The following is a 987-nucleotide window of genomic DNA, read 5'->3' as shown; positions in this document are numbered from 1 at the left end:
TTCTAAATGGTTTTACGGCAAATAGCAGTGTAGGTGGTATCCCAACTTCAGGTAGTTTGAGTTATACCTATACTTTGAACAACGCCCAGACACATAGCGCTGTTGGAAATGATGATTTACTTCTGAGTGGCATTCCACTGAGTGTCACAGATGCAGGAGGGGTAACCACAACAGGTAGTCTGGTTGTACAAGTGATTGATGATGTTCCGACTGCTGTGGCAGATACTGGTAGCCTTAGTGAAGGTGGTGTGCTGAGCGTACTTGCTGCTGACGGTGTATTAACAAATGATACTGCTGGCGCAGATGGTTGGGTGAATACTGGTGCAGTGGTTGGTGTGGTATCGGGTGATACTGTAACGAACAGCGCTGGTGGCGTTGGAGGCAGGATAGATGGCCAATATGGCTATATCACTTTAAATGCCGATGGCAGTTATACCTATGTATCAACCGCTGATGCAGTAACAGCTGATGCACAGGATGTATTTACTTATACGGTACGTGATGCGGATGGTGATTTAACTCATTCAACGCTTACGATTAATGTGGCAAATGTCAATCTAACACCAGCCCCAATTAGCAATACTGTCAATGAAAGTGGTCTTGCGGGTGGTTCAACTGCGGGTACTGGTCATACCGTAACAGATACAGTGAACCTACCATCCGAGGTCAAAGCAGTACCCGTTACTAATGGTTCGACTCAATATGGGACGTTCAGCATTGATGAAGATGGTCACTACACATACACACTGACTAAACCGTCAAATGGCGATAATGTTGAGGATACGTTTAGCTATACCACTAAGGATGCTCAGGGCAATAGTACAACGAATACCGTAACGATTACGATTATAGATGACGCACCTGTTGCGAATTCTGACACGAATAGCATTACAGAAGACAGCGTCCCTAATCCAGTCAGTGGCAACGTACTGACAGGAGGCGTATCTAGTGGAGATACAGCTGATACCCAAGGCGCAGACAAAGCTA

General features: G+C 45.7%; 1 protein-coding gene. It reads left to right on the top strand.

Annotated elements, in window-relative coordinates:
- Positions 1-987, top strand: a 987-nt coding sequence (locus ACTJIX_RS14825) for an Ig-like domain-containing protein (protein ID WP_440611564.1), incomplete at both ends; no start/stop codon positions are given.

The organism is Acinetobacter sp. 22323, assembly GCF_052044895.1.
In the GTDB taxonomy this organism is placed as follows: Bacteria; Pseudomonadota; Gammaproteobacteria; order Pseudomonadales; family Moraxellaceae; genus Acinetobacter; species Acinetobacter schindleri.
Note: the sequence above shows the minus strand (reverse complement) of the source record. Positions and strands in the feature narration are given on the sequence as shown.